Genomic DNA, 18,352 nt, shown 5'->3' on the forward strand with positions numbered 1-18,352 from the left:
CGTTCCCCGATACATTGACGCCCTATGGAACAGCGTCACCTCGGCCGGAGCGGACTGCTGGTGTCCCGGCTGGGCCTGGGCACCATGACGTGGGGCCAGGACACCGAGCCGGACGAGGCGGCCGCGCAGCTCGCCGCGTTCGTCGAGGCCGGGGGCACCTTCGTGGACACCGCCGACGTCTACAGCGAGGGCGACAGCGAGCGGATCCTCGGGCACCTCCTGCGCGAGCTGGTGCACCGCGACGAGATGGTGGTCGCCACCAAGGCCGCGATCCGCCCGAACGGGCGCTACGACGCCTCCCGGCGCCACCTGCTCGGCGCGCTGGACGCCTCGCTGGACAGGCTGGGCCTGGAGTACGTGGACCTGTGGCAGCTGCACGTGTACGACCCGGCGACCCCGATCGAGGAGACGTTGTCCGCCCTCGACGAGGCGATCATCTCCGGCCGGGCCCGCTACGTCGGCGTGTCGAACTACACCGGCTGGCAGCTGGCCAAGGCCGCCGCGTGGCAGAAGGCCTGGCCCGGCCGCGCCCCCATCGTGTCGGCGCAGCTGGAGTACTCGCTGCTGCGCCGGGACATCGAACGCGAGGTCGTGCCGGCCGCCGTCGACGCGGGCACCGGGCTCCTGCCGTGGTCCCCGCTGGGCCGCGGGGTGCTCACCGGCAAGTACCGCACCGGCATCCCGGCCGACTCGCGCGCGGCCGCACCGCACTTCACCGAGTTCGTCCAGCCGTATCTCGACGAGGAGTGCGGCCGGATCGTGGAGTCGGTGGTGACGGCCGCCGAGGGCCTCGGCGTCTCGCCGCTGAGCGTGGCGCTCAGCTGGGTCCGCGACCGCCCCGGCGTGATCGCGCCGATCGTCGGGGCGCGCACGGCGGCGCAGCTCAAGGTGGCGCTGGAGAGCGAGGGCCTCACCCTCCCCCACTCGATCCGATCCGCCCTGGACGACGTTTCCGATCTCGCTACGGGGAACCCGTGACCGATTCCGACCTCACCACCGATTCCGACCTCACCGGCCTCTTCGCCGCCACCGGCGTGCCCGCCGCGTTCGCCGCCCGCGCCGCCGCCCGGCTCGGTGCGGGCGCCGCCGCGCGCCTGCGCGACGATCCCTGGCGGCTGCTGCGCGTTCCGGGCGTCCGGCCGGCGCAGGCCGACCACTTCGCCCGCCAGGTGCTCGGCGACGCCGCCAAACCCGACGATCCACGCCGGGGGTGTGCGCTGGTCGAGCATCTGCTCACCGAGGCCGCACGGCAGGGCCACACCGCGACGCCCGCCGCCGACATCGAGTCGGAACTGGCCAAGCTCCGGATCCCCGACGCCCGCAAGGCGATCGACGACGCGCTGGACGAGGCCGAGGTCCTGTCGCTCACCGAGGAGCCCGCGTTCGACGAGGCCGCGTTCGAGGACGACGAGGCGGACCTGCCCGAGCCCGAGGAGACGCTCGGGCTGGCCCGCTGGGCGCTTCCCGAGGAGGCTGCGGCCGAGGGCTTCCAGCGGCTGAACGCCACCGCGAGCCCGCTCATGGACGACACCGCCGTCAAGGAGGCCCGCGCCGGCCTCCCCGAGGATCGTTCCCTCGCCCTCACCGCCTCACTGCGCACGGGCGTCTGCGTGCTGCGGGGCACACCGGACGATCTCGCCGAAACCGCGCTCCTCCTCGCCAAGGTGGCGACGGCGGACGGCCTACGCGCGGCCGTCGTGACGGCGACCGAACGTGCTGCCGCCGATCTTCGGAGCGAAGCGAGGAAGATCGGCGTAGCCGTTGCCGGGGGGTCGCCCCCCCAGGATGAAACCGATCTTCGTGGCGAGGGAGATGTCGCGGTCGTGGGGTTGCACCGGCTGATGGAGCCGGTGGAGAACGCTCCGGCGGCGCCCGGCGCCGTGGTGTTCGGGCGCGGCGAGCAGCGGCCGTTCGAGCTCGACCTCGTCGTGCTCCCGGACGCGGCGGGTCTGGACGTCGAGCTGGTCGCCGTGCTGGTGGAGGCGTGCGCGGACGGGACGCACCTGGTGCTGGGAGGCGAGCCCGGGGCGCTGCCGCCCAGCGGGCCCGGGCAGATCCTCGGCGATCTGGCGGCGTCGGAGACCGTGCCGGTCATCGACCTCGAACCGGCACCGGCCGCCGATCCGCTCGGCGCGCTCACCGCGGCGGTGCGGGCGGGAGAGCTCGTCCCCGTCGAGGCGCCCGGCAAGGAGGTCGTGATCGTCCCGGCCGCAAGCACGCAGGAGGCCGTGCACCGGACGGTCCAGCTCGTCACCGACTCGATCCCGCGGGCTCTGGGCATCGCCCTGGACGATGTGCAGGTCGTGGCGCCCGCGGCGGGCGGCGAGGCGGGCACCACCGCGCTCAACGCCGCGCTGAAGGCGCGCGTCAACCCCGGGCCCGGCGCGTACGGAGGCTTCGACCCGGGTGACCGTGTCGTCGTGGTGGCGCCACTCCCGCAAGCCGCCGTGGGTGAGACCGGGACGGTCACCGGCGCTGCGGGTGGCGCACTCCAGATCGCCTTCGCCGGTGGCACCGCCGACGTCCCGGCCGCGCTGACCGGGCGGCTGCGGCACGGCTGGGCGGTCACGGTGGCCCAGGGCCGGGGAACGCGGCGTCCCGCAGTGGTGGCCGTCATGTCCGACGGCGCCGGGCTGTCGCGTCCACTCGTGGCCACCGCCTTCGGACTGGCGCGGCGGCATCTGTCGGTCGTGCAGGCCGCCGGTCCCGCGCTGGCCCGCGCCGTCCGCGAGACGGGGGTTCCCGCCCGGCGCACCAGGCTGGCCAGGCTCCTCACTCAATAGCACGGTGCGATGAGCCGGGTGCGGTGAGTGGGATGAAGTAAGTCGGTGTTTACGACCGGAGCCGTTTGGGGCACGATCGCATCCAATGACACCCCCGTGACGGGATCACCCGGACCCGTTATCGTGGGGCCCGCACCTCGTTGGACAATATGTCAACAGGTGCGGGGGTCAACAACTGCATCACCGGCGGCATGGGAGTGACGCGGCATGGGGAGTGGCATGGCGCAGGGGCGGCGGCAACGCTTCAGGCGGTTCGGCTCGACCACGACCGCGGTGTCGGCGGGCGCTCTGGTGCTGGTGTTCCTAGGGGCACCGGCGGCGTACGCGAGCACGGCGGCGGCACCGAAGACCTGTAAGAAGGGCACCGACCCGAAGAGCACCATCGAGAACTGGAAGTGCCAGCTCGGAAACTGGCGCGAGAGCCTCACACCCAAGAAGCCGCAGACCACACCGAAGCCTTCGCCCTCCAAGAAGCCCCCGCTGAAGCCGGACTCCAACGGTAAGGGCGACAAGTCCCCCAAGGGCTCCGGCTCGCCGGGCCAGTCGGGCGGCGGCAGCAACGGCAACAACGGTCAGCCGCAGCAGGGCTCCGGCCCGGCGACGCTCAACCGGCCCGGCAGCGTGCAGCCCTACACACCTTCGGCGAACACAAGGCCCAATCTGCCCGGTGTCCTGCCGACCCCCGAGGTCGCCGCGGACCCGCGTGCCTACATGCAGCAGCCCGGCACGCCCCAGACCCGCCTCATTTCGCCTGTGGCGGCCTCGGAGCGCCAGGACGGCGAGGTGATGTGGGTCGCCGCGGCCGCCGGCGCTGCGGGCGCCATGGGCGCGCTCAATCTCAGCGTCCTCGGCCGCCGTTTGCGGCGCCGCGCCGAATCAGGAGCCTGAACCCAGGCGACCCGGACACGGCGACGGGCCCCGTTCCTTCCCTGTGGAGAGGAACGGGGCCCGTCGTATCGTTCGCGGAGACTCGCCCGGGGCCTAGCCGGGTGCGCCGATGGCGTGCAGGCCGCCGTCGACGTGCACGATCTCTGCGGTGGTCGCCGGGAACCAATCCGACAGCAGAGCGACACAGGCGCGGGCCGTGGGGTCGCTGTTCTTGACGTCCCAGCCGAGGGGCGCGGCCTGGGGCCACATCTCGACCATGCCCTCGAAGCCGGGGATGCTCTTGGCGGCCATCGTGGCCAGCGGCCCGGCGGCGACCAGGTTGACGCGGACGCCCTGCGGCCCGAGGTACTTGGCGAGGTACCGGGCACACGACTCCAGGCCCGCCTTGGCGACGCCCATCCAGTCGTACACCGGCCAGGCCTTGGTGGCGTCGAAGTCCAGGCCGACCACCGCGCCGCCCTCCTTCATCAAGGGCATGCAGGCCATGGTCAGCGCCTTGAGCGAGAACGTGGAGGCGTGCACCGCGGTCGCCACGTCCTCCCAGGGCGTCTCCAGGAAGTTGCCGCCGAGGGCGGACTGCGGGGCGAACCCGATCGCGTGCACGACACCGTCCAGGCGGTCGAAGCCGACCTCCTGCAGGTTCCCGGCGAGGGCGTCGAGGTGCTCGGTGTTCATCACGTCGAGCTCGATCACCGGCGGCGGGGAGTCCGGGCCGGACGGCAGCCGCTTGGCGGTGCGCTGGGTCAGCGTCGGCCGCGGGTAGGCGGTGAGGACCACCTCCGCGCCCTGCTCCTGCGCGACCCGCGCGACGTGGAAGCCGATCGAGGCGTCGGTGAGGACGCCGGTGACCAGGATGCGCTTGCCTTCGAGGATTCCCATTGTGCTCAGTGCCCCATTCCCAGGCCGCCGTCGACGGGGATCACTGCCCCGGTGATGTAGGCGGCGTCGTCGCCGGCCAGGAACCGCACGGCCTTGGCGATCTCCACGGGGTCGGCCACCCGGCCGAGCGGGATCACGCTCTTGATCGCCTTGTGCTGGTCCTCGGTCAGTACCGCGGTCATGTCGGTGTCGACGAAGCCGGGGGCGACGACGTTGACGGTGATGTTGCGGGAGCCGAGCTCCCGGGCCAGCGACCGGGCGAAGCCGACCATGCCGGCCTTGGAGGCGGCGTAGTTGGCCTGGCCGGCCGAGCCGAGCAGCCCGACGACGGAGGAGACGAGGATGATCCTGCCCTTGCGCTTGCGCATCATGCCCTTGACGCCGCGCTTGGCGACGCGGAACGCGCCGGTCAGGTTGGTGTCCAGCACGGAGGTGAAGGCCTCCTCGCTCATGATCGCCAGAAGGGTGTCCTTGGTGATCCCGGCGTTCGCCACCACGACCTCGACCGGACCCTGCTCCGCCTCGACCTTGGCGAACGCGGCGTCCACGTCCTCCATGCTCGTCACGTCGCACTTGACGCCGAACAGGCCCTCGGGCGGCTCCCCGGACCGGTAGGTGACCGCGACCGCGTCACCGCCGGCGGCGAGCTCGCGGGCGATCGCGAGGCCGATGCCCCGGTTACCGCCGGTCACGAGGACAGAGCGACTCATGTCGTACCTCTCGTTAGCTGCGTCACAACGCAAATGAGCGTATCGGGAGAGGCCTCGCGAGGAGATGTGGCTTCCCGACAAGATCCGGTCTCCCGGCTTTGTTCAGGACGTCCGCGCGGACCCACGCGGTAGGTTCTCCAGGGTGCATGACATCGATCCCGAATTCGCGGCGCTGCCGCTGCGCGCGCTCGCCGACGCGGCCCTGAGCCGGGCCCGCGAGCTGGGCGCCGAGCACGCCGACTTCCGGCTGGAACGCATCCGAAGCCAGACCCTGCGGCTGCACGACGCCGCGCTCGAGACCGCGCTGGACGCCGACGACCTGGGCCTGTCGGTACGGGTGGTCAAGGACGGCACCTGGGGCTTCGCCGCAGGCATCGACCTCACCCCCGAGGGCGCCGCCCGGGTGGCCGCCCAGGCCGTCGAGGTGGCGGCGGTGGCCGAGCCGGTCAACCGCGAGCCGATCGAGCTGGCCGCCGAACCCTCCCACGGGGAACGGACGTGGATCTCCTCGTACGAGATCGACCCGTTCGAGGTGCCGACCGGCGACAAGATCGCGCTGCTGACCGACTGGACCCGCCGGCTACTGGCCAGCGACCACGTGGACCATGTGGACGTCTCGCTGCTCCAGGTCAAGGAGAACAAGTTCTTCGCCGACCTGCAGGGCACCGTCACCACCCAGCAGCGGGTGCGGCTGCATCCGGCGATCGTCGCCGTGGGCATCGCCGACGGCGCGTTCGACACGATGCGCACGCTCGCCCCGCCGGTCGGGCGCGGCTGGGAGTGGCTGACCGGATCGCACTGGGACTGGGACGGCGAGCTGGCCGCCCTCCCCGAGCTGCTCGGCGAGAAGCTGGCGGCGCCCTCGGTGGAGGCGGGCGTGTACGACGTGGTCATCGACCCGTCCAACCTCTGGCTGACCATCCACGAGTCGATCGGCCACGCCACCGAGCTCGACCGGGCGCTCGGCTACGAGGCCGCCTACGCGGGCACCTCGTTCGCCACGCCCGACAAGCTCGGGAAGCTCCAGTACGGCTCGGCCGTCATGAACGTGACCGGCGACCGGACGGCCGAGCACGGCCTGGCCACCATCGGCTACGACGACGAGGGCGTCGAGGGCCAGTCGTTCGACATCGTCAGCGGCGGGCTGTTCACCGGCTACCAGCTCGACCGGCGCATCGCCCGCCTCACCGGCCAGGAGCGCTCGAACGGCTGCGGGTTCGCCGACGCCGCCTCCAGCATGCCGTTGCAGCGGATGGCGAACGTGTCGCTGCAGCCCGCGCTGGACGGACCGGGCACCGACGAGCTCATCTCCGGCGTCGAGCGCGGTGTCTACATCGTCGGCGACAAGAGCTGGTCGATCGACATGCAGCGGCACAACTTCCAGTTCACCGGCCAGCGCTTCTACAAGATCGAGAACGGCCGGCTGGCGGGCCAGCTGCGCGACGTGGCCTACCAGGCCACCACCACCGACTTCTGGAACTCGATGGAGGCCGTCGGCGGGCCGCAGACCTACGTGCTGGGCGGCGCGTTCAACTGCGGCAAGGGCCAGCCCGGCCAGGTCGCTCCGGTCAGCCACGGCTGCCCGTCGGCGCTGTTCCGCGGGGTCAACATCCTCAACGCCCTGAAGGAGGCCGGCCAGTGAGCATCATGAGGCCGCAGGAGGCCGTCGAACGGGCGCTGGCGCTGTCCCGCACCGACGACTGCATCGTGATCGCCGACGAGTCCAGCACCGCCAACCTGCGCTGGGCCGGCAACACCCTGACCACCAACGGCGTCACCCGCTCCAACCGGCTGACGGTCATCGCGTTGCGCGCGACCGAGGGCGGGATCGCCACGGGCGTGGTCTCGCGCGCCGCGGTCGGCGCCGACGGCATCGAGGACCTCGTCCGGGCCGCCGAGAAGGTGGCCGAGGGCGGCGAGCCCGCCGAGGACGCCGCACCGCTCATCACCCAGAGCGCGGCGGGCGGCGGCTGGGACGACGAGCCGGCCGAGACCGGCATCGGCGTCTTCGCCGGCTTCGCGCCCGCGCTCGGCGAGGCGTTCGCCGCCGCCGAGGGTGCGGGCCGCAAGCTGTACGGGTTCGCCAACCACGTGCTCACCTCCTCGTTCCTCGGCACGTCGGCGGGCCTCCGGCTGCGCCACGACCAGCCGACCGGGCTGCTGGAGATCAACGCCAAGGGCGGCGGCAGCTCGGCCTGGGCGGGTGTCGGCACGCGCGACTTCACCGACGTGGACGTGCCGCGGCTGACCGGCGACCTGGCGCGCCGCCTCGACTGGGGGCGGCGGCGCGTGGACCTGCCGGCCGGGCGGTACGAGACGATCATGCCGCCGAGCGCGGTGGCCGACCTGATGATCTACCTCTACTGGTCGGCGGGCGCCCAGGACGCGCACGACGGCCGGACGGTCTTCAGCGCGCCGGGCGGCGGCACCCGCGTCGGCGACAAGCTCGCGAGCCTGCCGGTCCGGCTGTGGAGCGACCCGGGTGCCGCGGGGATGGAGAGCTCCCCGTTCGTCGTCGCGCACGCGTCCAGCCGGGACTCGTCGGTCTTCGACAACGGACTGGAGCTGACCGCCACCGACTGGATCGCGGACGGCACGCTCAAGGCGCTCACGCAGACGCGCCGGTCGGCCGAGCTGACCGGGCTGCCGGTCACGCCGGGCATCGACAACCTGATGCTCGCCGGGCCGGCCGGCTCCTCGGCCTCACTGGAGGACATGGTCGCGCGCACCGAGCGCGGCCTGCTGCTGACCTGCCTCTGGTACATCCGCGAGGTGGATCCGCAGAGCCTGCTGCTCACCGGCCTCACCCGGGACGGTGTCTACCTCGTCGAGAACGGCGAGGTCGTCGGCGAGGTCAACAACTTCCGGTTCAACGAGAGCCCGGTGGACCTGCTGTCCCGGCTGACCGAGGTCGGCGCCACGGAGCCGACGCTGCCCCGTGAGTGGTCGGACTACTTCACGCGCGCCGCCATGGCGCCGGTCCGCGTGCCCGACTTCAACATGTCGACGGTCTCCCAGGCATCCTGAGCGAGAGGGGTCCTGAGCGCCAGGCCTCCTGAACGACGCGGAACGTCCGGCCGGGCCTCCCTCACCGGAGCCCGGCCGGACGTGCCCGCCGCGTTCTAGGCGTCTTCCAGGCGGAAGCCGACCTTCAGGCTGACCTGGAAATGGGCCACCTCCCCGTCCACGATCTGGCCGCGGACCTCGGTCACCTCGAACCAGTCCAGATGGCGCAGTGTCTGCGAGGCGCGCCTGATCCCGTTGCGGACCGCGGCCTCGACGGAGTCCGGGGACGTGCCTACGATCTCGGTCACCCGGTATGTGCGATCGGTCATGTGCCCTCCTGGTGTCGCCTGTCAGCCCCCATGGGCTTACCGTGGAATCGTGAAGGTCATTCCCCGCCGGCAGGCCGAGGTCTACACGGTCACCAACGCGCCGCGCCCGATGTCGGAGGACATCGGATACCGCCAGCGCCGCTACCTCATTTCCATGGGAATCCGCACGGGCTGCTTCGTGGGGTCGGTCATCGCGGCGATGGCCGGGGCCCCGCTGTGGATCGTGGGACTCATGGTGGCCGGCGCGCTGTTCCTCCCCTACATCAGCGTGATCTTCGCCAACGGCGGCCGGGAGCCCACGGAGACCGCACGCTATTCCGACCCGGACAGCGAGCACCACAAGCCGATTTCCGGACAACGACCAGAAATCGGGTCGTGACTTTCTCTTGACTAACCGCAGGGGGTTTCGGTGTACGATTTGTACCGGCGCTCTGGTCCCCCGTCGGGGCGCCCGTGCCGGTGTTCCGGGCCCCCGTCGGAACACCGATGATGCGACGCCGGGTGGATTGCCCCCGTATCCACCCGGCGTCGCTTTCATTTTCCCGGACCTTCGATCCGGCCTCTGACCAGCGACGATCCCTGTCCGGCGGCCCGGATCCCGGCTGCTGACGACGGCGCTTTGGTCCACCCGGTGCGCGCCTGCGAGATCGACTTCCCGGGTCCACCACCTGCCCCACCTCTCCCTCTGAGTCCCTCTGAGGCGCCGTCCAGGGCACATTGCGGAGATGACGCGCCGCAGGGCCGGGCTTTGACTCCGGCAGACCATCCCGTGACCGCTCGATGACTCGCGGACCAGGCTTTCCGTCCCTGGACGGTCAGGGCGCGTCACGGGACGCTGCATTTTCGCGCTTTCCTGGCAAGTCCCCGACGCTGGCCTGGTCCGGCCACGGACCGAAACCCGTCCCTCGTAGTGCCTGTCCGCCGACTCACCTCATTTGCCACATACCGCTTGACGACTGCGGGGAGTGAGGCGAACATCACACGCTACGTTGTCATGAGACAGATTGTTGATCTGTCTCACCCTCGGTAAGGGCGGCCGTCAGGGCCGTCCCAAATCGGAGAGCGGCTATGAGCGAGCGCGGCGAGGTGCCCGAGTGGGTGCCCAGGGAGTCCCCACGGCACGCCGGAGGCCCCGGTGTTCCGCGCGTCTTCCTCGGCATGTCCGACGCGGGCGGCGGCGGGCTGCCTCGCCGTCCGGCGTTCCAGCCGCCCCCGCCGCCCCCGCCGGAGGACCACCAAGACCAAGAAGGGCCGGAGGCGTCCAGATCACCGCGCCACGGGCGGGCCGGCAGCGGCGGGGGCCACGCTCTCCCGCCGCACTCCCGCCGTCGCCCCGGTCTGCTGATCGGCCCGCTGGCGGGCGCGGTCGGGCTCACGCTCCTGGCGACCTTCGGGGTGTACGCGTTCGCGACTGGCAGCGGATGCGGCGGGGATGACGCGATCACGCTGAACGTGGCCGCGGAGCCCGGCATCGCCCCGGCCGTCGCCGCCGCCGCGGGCCGTCTCAACGACGCGGACGACACAGACGACACGGTCGGCGGGCGGTGCGTCCGGGCGGAGGTCACAGCCACCGACCCGGTCGCGGTCGCGACGCTCCTGTCCGGCCGGGGCGTCGCCGGGGTCACCCGGCGCCCCGACGTCTGGATCCCCGATACCTCCCTGTGGATCGGTCCGGCCCAGGCCGCGTCCAAGACGACGGGGCAGACCCGGATCATCCCGCAGGGTTCGCTGGCCGCCAGCCCGCTCGTCGTGGCCGTGCCACGCACGCTCGCGGGGCAACTCAAGAGCCAGGGCGCCCAGCCGTCATGGGCGGACCTTCTCAAGGCGGCTTCCGGAGGCACGACGGAGCCGGGCGACGCCGCGATCCCGGCAGGACTGGTGAAACTCCAGGTCCCTGATCCGAACCGCACAGGCCCGGGAATGGCCACCCTCCTGCTGGCCAACGCACTGCAAGCCCGATCCCCCAAAGGGACCACCTCGTTCACCGGAGTCGTCCGGGCGATCCGGGAGGGCGTGTCGCCGTCGGTCAAGGCCGGATTCGCCTCGTTCCGCCGCGACCGGCAGGGGCGGTATCCGATCGCCCTGGTGCCCGAGCAGGCCGTGTACGAGTACAACGCGCGCGGTCCCGGCGAGTCCGCGGTCGCGCTCTACCCGTCCGAGGGCACGCTCACGATGGATCACCCGGTTCTCTTCCTCGGTCAGGACGGCGCGCGTGAGCGGGCGAGCCGCCTCCTCACCTCGGCGCTCACCGCCAAGCCCACACGTGACGATCTGCGTGAACGCGGATTCCGCACGCCCGGCGGCGTGGCCCCCGCCTCGTTCAGGGAGAAGACCGGCCTCGATCCGCGCCCGCCCCGCGCGATCCCGCCGCCCCCGCCCGCCGAGGCGCAGAAGACCATGCAGGCCTGGGCCAGGCTCTCGCTCAGCATCCGCATGCTGAGCATCATCGACGTCTCCGGTTCGATGGAGGACAAGGTCGCGCCGGGCATCACCCGCCTGCAGTCGACCGTGCGGACGGCCCAGCAGGGGCTGGCGCTGCTGCCCGACGACACCGAACTCGGCCAATGGGTGTTCTCCACAGATCTGCAGAACGGCCAGGACTGGCGGGAGCTGGTCGGCGTGGGCCCGCTCGGCGAACGGCTCGGCTCGGCCACCCGCCGCCAGCTCGTGCTGAGCGCGTTCGCCCAGGTACGCCCCAAAAAGAACGGCGACACCGGGCTGTACGACACGGTCCTGGCGGCCTACCGGAAGATGAAGCGGTCCTACAAACCCGAGTTCGTCAACTCGGTCCTGATTTGGACCGACGGCAAGAACGACGACCCGGGCGGCCCGTCGCTGCAGGCGACCCTGGACGCGCTGCGCCGGGAGGTCGATCCGGACCGGCCGGTCCTGGTCTTCATGTACGGGTACGGCAAGGGTGTGGACGCGGGTGCACTCCGGCAGATCGCCGAGGCGACCCGGGGTGACGTCCTCATCGCCGAGACGCCTGATGAGGTCCAGCAGAAGTTCCTCCAAGCCGTCGCACGGAGGGTATGCGCCCCCGATTGCTGAGCACCGTCCCGGCCGCTGAGCCACGTCAGGAGCCCCCGGAGTTCCTAGCGGCCGGAGTTGAAACTAGAATCAGATTCGAGGAAACTTAGCGTTCCGCTAGATCGCCATGACGTGGACGAAAGGGGCGCGCCATGCGCCGTACCGTGTTCAACGAGGACCATGAGGCGTTCCGGGAGACCATCCGGGACTTCATCGAGGCCGAGGTCGTACCCGTCTTCCCCGCGTGGGAGGAGGCCGGTCACCCGCCCCGGGACTTCTACAACAAGCTCGGCGAGCTGGGCGTCTTCGGCATCACGGTGCCCGAGGAGTACGGCGGCGCGGGCGAGACCAGCTTCAAGTACGCCGCCGTGATCTCCGAGGAGTGCGCCCGCCAGGGCGTGAACTTCGGCGCCACGACCGTGCACGTCAACCTCGTCCTGCCGTACCTGCTCGCGTACGGCTCCGAGGAGCAGAAGAAGCGCTGGCTGCCCGCCTTCGTCTCCGGCGACATGATGACCGCGATCGCCATGACCGAGCCCGGCACCGGCTCGGACCTCGCGGGCATGCAGACCACCGCCCGGCGCGACGGCGACCACTACATCCTCAACGGCGCGAAGACCTTCATCACCGGCGGCGTGCTGGCGGACATGTGCCTCGTCGTGGCCCGCACCTCCCCCGCCACGCCGGAGAACCGCCGCGCCGGCCTGTCGATCCTGTGCGTGGACACCAAGAGCGAGGGTTACTCCGTCGGCCGCAAGCTCGAGAAGATCGGCCTGCGCACCTCCGACACCGCCGAGCTGTCGTTCACCGACGTGCGGGTGCCGGTGGAGAATCTCCTCGGCGAGGAGGGCCGCGGGTTCGAATACCTCGCCCACAACCTGGCCGAGGAGCGGCTGGCCATCGCGGTGCAGTCGTACGCGTCGGCCGCCGCCGCCGTCGAGTTCGCCATGGGGTACGTGAAGGACCGCACGGTGTTCGGCAAGTCCGTCGCCTCGTTCCAGAACACCAAGTTCGTGCTGGCCGAGTGCGACACCGAGGTGGAGGCGGCCCGTTCGCTGGTCGACCGCGCCATGGACGCGCACGACCTCGGCGAGCTCACCCCCGCCGACGCGGCCAAGACCAAGCTGTTCTGCACCGAGGTCCAGGCGCGGGTCGTCGACAAGTGCCTGCAGCTGCACGGCGGCTACGGCTACATCCTCGAGTACCCCATCGCGCGGCTCTACACCGACGCCCGCGTCAGCCGCATCTACGGCGGCACGAGCGAGGTGCTGAAGACCATCATCGCCAAGCAGCTCGGCGTCTGACGCCCGGCCGCGACGCCCACAGGGGAGGAACGGACATGACCGAGTCCAAGGTGGCCATCGTCACCGGAGCGGCACGCGGGATCGGCGCCGCCACGGCGGCACGGCTCGCGCGGGAAGGCTTCGCCGTCGCCGTCTGCGATCTCGACGAGGCCGCCTGCGCGGGCACTCTCAAAGACATCGCGGCGGCCGGGGGACGCGCCATCGCGGTCGGCGTGGACGTCGCGGACTCGACGCGCGTCGAGGCGGCGGTCGCCCGGGTCGCCGACGAGCTGGGTCCGCCGCTGGTGCTGGTGAACAACGCCGGGATCATCCGCGACAACATGTTGTTCAAGATGACCGACGACGACTGGGACTCGGTCATGTCCGTCCACCTGCGCGGCGCGTTCCTCATGAGCCGGGCGGTCCAGACCCACATGACGGACGCGGGCTGGGGCCGCATCGTCAACCTGTCCTCGGTGTCGGCGCTCGGCAACCGCGGCCAGGCCAACTATTCGGCGGCCAAGGCGGGCCTGCAGGGGTTCACCAAGACCCTCGCGATCGAGCTCGGGAAGTTCGGGGTGACCGCCAACGCCATCGCTCCCGGCTTCATCGCCACCGAGATGACGGCGGCGACCGCGGCCCGGATGGGCGTGGACTTCGAGGAGTTCAAGCGCGCCGCGGCCGAGCAGATCCCGGTGCGCCGGGTCGGCGTTCCCGCGGACATCGCCGGCACGGTCGCGTTCCTGGTGAGCGACGACGCCTCGTTCGTGACCGGCCAGGTGATCTACGTGGCGGGCGGCCCGCGAGCGTGACGGCACCCGCACGCGAGCCAGACCCAGAGCCCGCCCGCGAGCCGGCCCGCGAGCCGGCCCGTGAACCCGGTGCCCTGCGCGGCCGGGAGGTGACCGAGGAGGCGCTGCGCGTCGCCGCGATCGGCCTGCTGCGCCGGGAGGGCATCCTGGCAGGTCTCAACCTGCGTGAGGTCGCCGACAAGGCGGGCGTCAACCGCGGGCTGGTCTACCAGTACTTCGGCTCGCGCCGCGGGCTGCTGCGGTCGGCGCTGTTCCACCGCGCCAAGGCCAACGCCGACGACGCCGGGGAGGCCGCCAGGCTGCCGTTGCGCGAACGGCTGTCGAGGCTCTTCTGGACCAACCTGCGCCGTCCCGAGCCGATCGTGCTCACCACGCTGCTGGTGCTGGACGGGGACGACCGGGCCCGCGTCCTGCCCGACCGGGGGGAGAGCCGGGCCCGGCTGGCCGAGAGCGCCTCCCACGGCGAGCTGGCGACCGGTGACGTCGAAGCGGTCCAGGCCGCGCTCGCCTCGACGATCTACGGCTACACGCTCTTCCGCGAGCAGCTCGCCCGGGAGATCGGCCTGCCCGTCGACGAGCTCGACGCACGCATGGACCGGTGCGTGCAGTCCCTGTTCACCACCACGGACTGATCGCCAGGAAGATCACAGCACGTCGAGCTGGGCGGCCAGCGCCCGCGGCGCCGCCACCAGCGACGGCCCGTACCAGGTGAGCAGGCGGCCGTCGACGAGGGCGCACGGCGTCCCGGGAAAACACTCCGGCCCGTCGTCGGCGGTGAACCGGTAGGGCTCATCGGGCAGGACCACCAGGTCGGGCGCCGACGCCACGATCTCGTCCAGGGGAATCTTCGGGTAGCGCTCCGGATGATCCGCGTAGACGTTGCCGACTCCCAGACGGGAGAGGACGTCCCCGGTGAACGTGTCGCGTCCGACGACCATCCAGGGCCGCCGCCAGATCGGGACGGCGGCTCGTACCCGCCGGGCGGGCGACGGGAAGTCCCAGGCGCGGGCGGCGTCGTCCAGCCAGCCCGGGGCGTCCAGCCCGCAGGCCTCGGTGAGCATCCGGCGGAGCGACACCAGCGCCTCGTCCACGGTGCGGATCTCGGTCATCCAGACGGCGACGCCCGCCGCGCGCAGCGTCTCGACGTCGACGGCGCGGTTCTCCTCGGTGTTGCCGAGGACGACGTCCGGCTTGAGCGCCACGATCCGTTCGATGTCGGGGTTCTTGGTGCCGCGGACCCGCTCGACGTCGAGACCGGCCGGATGGGTGCACCAGTCCGTCGCCCCCACCAGCAGGCCGGGGGCCGTCTCGGCGACCGTCTCTGTCAGGGACGGCACGATCGAGACGATCCTGCCCACCCTCGTCACCTGCTCACCCTCGTCACCTGCTCACCTCGTCACCTGCTCACCTCGTCACCGGCGCACACCCGTCACACGTTCCGCCGGTACTGCCCGCCGACCTCGAAGAACGCGTCGGTGATCTGCTGCAGGCTGCACACCCGCGCCGCGTCCATCAGGACCGCGAACACGTTGTCACCCGAGCGCGCCGCCTCCTTCAGCGCGGCGAGAGCGCTCTCGGCGTCGTCGCGGTGCCGCTGCTGGAAGCCGCGCACCCGGTCGAGCTGCGAACGCTTCTCGTCCTCGGTGGCCCTGGCCAGCTCCAGCGGCTTGCCGGCCTCCTCGCCGCCGTTCGGGTTGCGGAACGTGTTGACGCCGATGATGGGCAGCGACCCGTCGTGCTTGCGCTGCTCGTACAGCATCGACTCGTCCTGGATCCGGCCGCGCTGGTAGCCGGTCTCCATCGCGCCCAGCACTCCCCCGCGCTCGCTGATCCGGTCGAACTCGGTGAGCACCGCCTCCTCGACCAGGTCGGTCAGGTCATCGATGATGAACGATCCCTGCAGGGGGTTCTCGTTCATCGCGAGGCCCCACTCGCGGTTGATGATGAGCTGGATGGCCAGGGCGCGGCGCACCGACTCGGCGGTGGGCGTGGTGACCGCCTCGTCGTAGGCGTTGGTGTGCAGGCTGTTGCAGTTGTCGTAGATGGCGATCAGGGCCTGCAGCGTGGTGCGGATGTCGTTGAAGTTCATCTCCTGCGCATGCAGCGACCGCCCGGACGTCTGCACGTGGTACTTCAGCTTCTGGCTGCGTTCGTTGGCCCCGTACCGCTCCCGCATCGCCACGGCCCAGATGCGCCTGGCCACACGGCCGAGCACGCTGTATTCGGGATCCATGCCGTTGGAGAAGAAGAACGACAGGTTGGGCGCGAAGTCGTCGATGTCCATGCCGCGGGCCAGATAGGACTCGACGTAGGTGAAGCCGTTGGCCAGCGTGAACGCGAGCTGGCTGATGGGGTTCGCCCCGGCCTCGGCGATGTGGTAGCCGGAGATCGAGACCGAGTAGAAGTTGCGGACCTTGTTGGCGATGAACCACTCCTGGATGTCGCCCATCATCCGCAGCGAGAACTCGGTGGAGAAGATGCAGGTGTTCTGCCCCTGGTCCTCCTTGAGGATGTCGGCCTGGACGGTGCCCCGCACGATCGAGAGCACCCGCGCGCGGATCCTCGCGGCCTCCTCGGCCGTGGGCTCCCGGCCCTTGTCCTCCCGGAAGGCGTCGAGGCCCTGGTCGATGGCGGCGTTGAGGAAGAACGCCAGGATCGTCGGCGCGGGGCCGTTGATGGTCATCGACACCGAGGTGGTGGGGCTCGCCAGGTCGAACCCGTCGTACAGCGCCTTCATGTCGTCGAGCGTCGCGATCGAGACGCCCGAGGTGCCGACCTTGCCGTAGACGTCGGGCCGCTCGTCGGGGTCGCGGCCGTAGAGCGTGACCGAGTCGAACGCGGTGGACAGCCGGGTCGCGGGCTGCCCCTCCGACAGCAGCTTGAAGCGGCGGTTGGTGCGGAACGGGTCGCCCTCGCCCGCGAACATGCGGGCCGGGTCCTCGTTGTCGCGCTTGAACGGGAAGACGCCCGCGGTGAACGGGAAGCGGCCGGGCAGGTTCTCCGCGCGGAGGAAGCGCAGCAGCTCGCCGTGGTCGGTGTAGCGGGGCAGCGCGACACGCGGGATACGGCTGCCGGAGAGCGACTCGCGGGTGAGCTCGGTGCGCAGCTCCCGGTCGCGGATCTTCACGACCTGCTCGTCACCGGAGTACGACTCCACGACGGCGGGCCAACCCTCGATCAGGTCGGCGTTCTCCGGGGTCACGTCCCGGCGTGCGTCCTCCAGCAGGCCGTCGACCTCGGCCGTCTCAGTCAGCTCGGCGCGGACCTCGGCCAGGCGCTCCACGCGCCGGACCGCCTCGACCTGCGTCAGCGTGTCGGCGTGGTAGCCGCGCACGGTCTCGGCGATGCCGGACAGGTAGCGGACGCGCGCGGGCGGGATGATCTGGGCCGCGCCGGTGGAGACCTTGGTCGTGGCCTCGGGCAGCACGCCCGGCTCGATGCCCAGCAGGCCGATCAGGTGCTGGTAGAGCGCGGTGACGCCGTCGTCGTTGAACGTGGCGGCGCTCGTGCCGAAGACCGGCATGTCCTCGGGCTTGGCGCCGAACGCCTCGCGGTTGCGGATGAGCTGCCGGGAGACGTCCCGCAGCGCGTCCGCCGCGCCCCGCCGCTCGAACTTGTTGATCGCGACCACGTCGGCGAAGTCGAGCATGTCGATCTTCTCGAGCTGGGAGGCGGCGCCGAACTCCGGCGTCATGACGTACAGCGAGACGTCGGCGAGCGAGACGATCGCCGCGTCGCCCTGGCCGATCCCGGGCGTCTCCAGGATCACCAGGTCGTAGCCGGCGGCCTTGCACGCCTCGACCACGGACTCGACGTTGTCGGGCAGCTCGCGCGCGCCGCGAGTGGCCATCGAGCGGAAGAAGACGTGGCCCCCTTCAATCGCGTTCATGCGGATGCGGTCACCCAGGAGCGCGCCGCCGCCGCGCCGCCGGGTCGGGTCGACCGCGAGCACCGCGACGCGCAGCTTGTCCTGCTGGTCCACGCGCAGCCGCCGCACCAGTTCATCGGTGAGGGACGACTTGCCGGAGCCTCCCGTGCCGGTGATGCCGAGCACGGGCACGCGCCGCCGGCCGGCCGCCTCGGCTATCGCCTGCTGGTCGGCCTCGGGGAGCTTGCCTGCCTGGAGGCAGGTGATGGCACGGGCGAGCGCGCGCCGGTCGCCCGCCATCACCGCGTCGGCCGGGACCGGCTCGGCCGCCAGATCGACGTCGCAGTCGCGGACCAGTTCGTTGATCATGCCGGGCAGGCCCAGCCGCTGGCCGTCCTCCGGTGAGAAGATCCGGACCCCGGCCGCCGCGAGCCGGGCGATCTCCTCGGCCACGATCACGCCGCCGCCTCCGCCGAAGATCTGCACCTGCCCCGACCCGGCCTCGGCCAGGGACTTGGCCAGGTACTCGAAGTACTCGACGTGGCCGCCCTGGTAGGAGCTGATCGCCACACCCTGGGCGTCCTCCTCCAGGACCGCGTCGACGACGGCCTGGACCGAGCGGTCATGCCCCAGATGCACCACCTCGGCGCCCTGGGCCTGCAGGATGCGCCGCATGATGTTGATGGCCGCGTCGTGGCCGTCGAACAGCGCAGCCGCCGTCACGAACCGCACCGGATTCACCGGGACATGCATCAGAACCCCAC

The 18,352-nt window shown here is 71.3% G+C and carries 15 protein-coding genes; 10 read left to right on the forward strand and 5 right to left on the reverse strand.

The window, feature by feature from the left end; all coding sequences use genetic code 11:
• Window positions 1-24 precede the first annotated feature (24 nt).
• The 3 genes from ACH34W_RS11965 (at window position 25) to ACH34W_RS11975 (ending at window position 3,671) form a co-directional block, all read left to right on the forward strand.
• A complete protein-coding gene (locus ACH34W_RS11965) occupies window positions 25-978 on the forward strand; it encodes an aldo/keto reductase (RefSeq protein ID WP_395960866.1) in 954 nt (317 codons plus the stop codon).
• Window positions 975-2,783: a helix-hairpin-helix domain-containing protein gene (locus ACH34W_RS11970; RefSeq protein WP_395960867.1), complete on the forward strand. Its 1,809-nt coding sequence runs from the start codon at window positions 975-977 to the stop codon at window positions 2,781-2,783. The genes ACH34W_RS11965 and ACH34W_RS11970 overlap by 4 nt, the downstream gene beginning before the upstream one ends.
• 207 nt (window positions 2,784-2,990) lie before the next feature.
• The gene (locus tag ACH34W_RS11975; protein ID WP_395960868.1) at window positions 2,991-3,671 is read left to right on the forward strand and encodes a hypothetical protein; all 681 of its coding nucleotides are present in this window, start codon (window positions 2,991-2,993) and stop codon (window positions 3,669-3,671) included.
• A 93-nt stretch (window positions 3,672-3,764) separates the two neighbouring features.
• Here ACH34W_RS11975 and fabI read toward each other — a convergent pair whose 3' ends face one another.
• Together fabI and ACH34W_RS11985 are read right to left on the reverse strand one after the other, a co-directional pair.
• Window positions 3,765-4,550, reverse strand: coding sequence for an enoyl-ACP reductase FabI (fabI, locus tag ACH34W_RS11980; protein ID WP_395960869.1), 786 nt, complete (start codon window positions 4,548-4,550; stop codon window positions 3,765-3,767).
• A gap of 5 nt (window positions 4,551-4,555) precedes the next feature.
• Window positions 4,556-5,260: a beta-ketoacyl-ACP reductase gene (locus ACH34W_RS11985; protein ID WP_395960870.1), complete on the reverse strand. Its 705-nt coding sequence runs from the start codon at window positions 5,258-5,260 to the stop codon at window positions 4,556-4,558.
• Window positions 5,261-5,402: 142 nt separating this feature from the next.
• Between ACH34W_RS11985 and ACH34W_RS11990 the strand changes: the two genes are divergently transcribed.
• Both ACH34W_RS11990 and ACH34W_RS11995 read left to right on the forward strand, forming a co-directional pair.
• Complete coding sequence (locus ACH34W_RS11990; RefSeq protein WP_395960871.1) at window positions 5,403-6,902, forward strand: TldD/PmbA family protein; 1,500 nt, start codon at window positions 5,403-5,405, stop codon at window positions 6,900-6,902.
• Between the two features lie 5 nt (window positions 6,903-6,907).
• Window positions 6,908-8,287: a metallopeptidase TldD-related protein gene (locus ACH34W_RS11995; RefSeq protein WP_395961179.1), complete on the forward strand. Its 1,380-nt coding sequence runs from the start codon at window positions 6,908-6,910 to the stop codon at window positions 8,285-8,287.
• A gap of 95 nt (window positions 8,288-8,382) precedes the next feature.
• Here ACH34W_RS11995 and ACH34W_RS12000 read toward each other — a convergent pair whose 3' ends face one another.
• A complete protein-coding gene (locus ACH34W_RS12000; protein ID WP_395960872.1) occupies window positions 8,383-8,595 on the reverse strand; it encodes a dodecin in 213 nt (70 codons plus the stop codon).
• A 49-nt stretch (window positions 8,596-8,644) separates the two neighbouring features.
• On the opposite strand from ACH34W_RS12000, the gene ACH34W_RS12005 reads away from it, so the two are divergent.
• From ACH34W_RS12005 to ACH34W_RS12025, 5 genes are all read left to right on the forward strand, one after another.
• Window positions 8,645-8,974 carry a DUF3099 domain-containing protein gene (locus ACH34W_RS12005; RefSeq protein ID WP_395960873.1) on the forward strand — a complete coding sequence of 110 codons (330 nt, stop codon included), beginning with the start codon at window positions 8,645-8,647 and terminating at the stop codon, window positions 8,972-8,974.
• A gap of 689 nt (window positions 8,975-9,663) precedes the next feature.
• On the forward strand, window positions 9,664-11,646 hold the full coding sequence (locus ACH34W_RS12010) for a substrate-binding domain-containing protein (RefSeq protein WP_395960874.1): 1,983 nt from the start codon (window positions 9,664-9,666) through the stop codon (window positions 11,644-11,646).
• Between the two features lie 131 nt (window positions 11,647-11,777).
• Window positions 11,778-12,929 carry an acyl-CoA dehydrogenase family protein gene (locus ACH34W_RS12015; protein WP_395960875.1) on the forward strand — a complete coding sequence of 384 codons (1,152 nt, stop codon included), beginning with the start codon at window positions 11,778-11,780 and terminating at the stop codon, window positions 12,927-12,929.
• Between the two features lie 35 nt (window positions 12,930-12,964).
• The gene (gene fabG, locus ACH34W_RS12020) at window positions 12,965-13,720 is read left to right on the forward strand and encodes a 3-oxoacyl-ACP reductase FabG (protein ID WP_395960876.1); all 756 of its coding nucleotides are present in this window, start codon (window positions 12,965-12,967) and stop codon (window positions 13,718-13,720) included.
• Entirely contained in the window at window positions 13,717-14,352 is a 636-nt protein-coding gene (locus ACH34W_RS12025; RefSeq protein WP_395960877.1) for a TetR/AcrR family transcriptional regulator, read from the forward strand. Before fabG ends, ACH34W_RS12025 begins: the two co-directional genes overlap by 4 nt.
• A 12-nt stretch (window positions 14,353-14,364) precedes the next feature.
• Here the strand turns inward: ACH34W_RS12025 and ACH34W_RS12030 are convergent, their stop codons facing one another.
• A complete protein-coding gene (locus tag ACH34W_RS12030; RefSeq protein ID WP_395960878.1) occupies window positions 14,365-15,078 on the reverse strand; it encodes a helical backbone metal receptor in 714 nt (237 codons plus the stop codon).
• Between the two features lie 71 nt (window positions 15,079-15,149).
• On the reverse strand, window positions 15,150-18,341 hold the full coding sequence (gene icmF / locus ACH34W_RS12035; protein WP_395960879.1) for a fused isobutyryl-CoA mutase/GTPase IcmF: 3,192 nt from the start codon (window positions 18,339-18,341) through the stop codon (window positions 15,150-15,152).
• Between the last annotated feature and the right edge of the window lie 11 nt (window positions 18,342-18,352).

This window comes from Actinomadura sp. 6N118, assembly GCF_044326415.1.
Lineage (GTDB): Bacteria > Actinomycetota > Actinomycetes > Streptosporangiales > Streptosporangiaceae > Spirillospora.